Raw genomic sequence first — 1,168 nt, forward strand, 5'->3', positions numbered from 1 at the left:
GGCTCTTCAGAATCCAGAGTGTAATTTTGGTCTGAACCCGCCGGATTCCAGCAGTGACCTGGCGACATAGTTGGTGAGATTGCGGAAGCCGAGGGCCGAGCCGCGGAGGTGTTCCAATCTTCCATTAATCGCTTCGGTGGGACCGTTTGAGGTCCCTGGCCGGTCGAAGTACGCAAGTATGTCGGCGGCCCTGCGTTTGAGTGTTCCACCCATCTTTTTCAGTTCCTTCAGTGCCGCGGGGACCCCGTTGCTGAGGGAGTCAATGAGGGCTTGCATCAGCTTCTTCCCCTCGGCTGGGTCTTTCTCCCGGTAGGCGGCGATCATACGCTGATAAGCACCCCACGTCGCTTCGACCTCTACATGCTTCTCCTCGGCGAAGAGATCAGAGATTCGCTGTTGTTGTTTCTCGGTCAGCAACCCGTCACCGGTATGCAGCGTCAGCCGGGCCTTGTACAGCGGATCGCCGGCCCGTCCCCTGTGCCCACACGTGGCCTGCTGCACCCGGCGCCGGCAGTCATCGAGCGCGTCACCAGCAAGCCGGACCACATGGAACGGATCCATCACAGCAACAGCGGCAGGCAGTTCCTCGGCGGCAGCACTTTTGAACCCGGAGAACCCATCCATGGCCACGACTTCCACCCCGTCCCGCCACGCCTGAGGGCGTTGTTTCAGCCACGAAGCGAAGACTTGTTTAGAGCGGCCCTCGACCATATCCAGCAGCCTGGACGGGCCCTTTTTGTCACGGACCGGAGTCAGATCAATGATAACGGTGACGTATTTGTCACCGTGCCTGGTGTGGCGCCAGACGTGCTCGTCAACACCGATGATTTTTACCCCGTCGAAGCGGGTGGGGTCATTGATCAGCACCCGTCGCCCTTCAGCCAGCACAGCCTTGTTCGCCGTATTCCAAGACACGCCCAGCCCCTCCGCGACACGGGCAACGGTGAGGTGCTGACAGACGATGCCTTCCAACGCCCACACCAGGCCGCGGCGAGAAAGCTTCGATCTGGGCTCGGCCGCCTGGGACGTGTCTTGCCGCCACACGTGACCGCACCCGGTGCATTTATAGCGGCGGATCCGTACCAACAAAGTGGTTGGCCGCCAGCCGAAAGGTTCATGGCCGAGCTCCCGCGTCACCGTGTCCCGCGAGATACCTTCACCGCCGCAC

Annotated in this window: 1 protein-coding gene; it reads right to left on the bottom strand. The window is 61.2% G+C overall.

Going from position 1 to position 1,168, the window contains the following annotated elements:
* Positions 1–6: 6 nt before the first annotated feature.
* A partial coding sequence (locus CVV68_RS22960; RefSeq protein ID WP_110503285.1) for an ISL3 family transposase occupies positions 7–1,168 on the bottom strand: 1,162 nt, incomplete at its 5' end.

The organism is Arthrobacter livingstonensis (assembly GCF_003219815.1).
GTDB lineage: Bacteria > Actinomycetota > Actinomycetes > Actinomycetales > Micrococcaceae > Specibacter > Specibacter livingstonensis.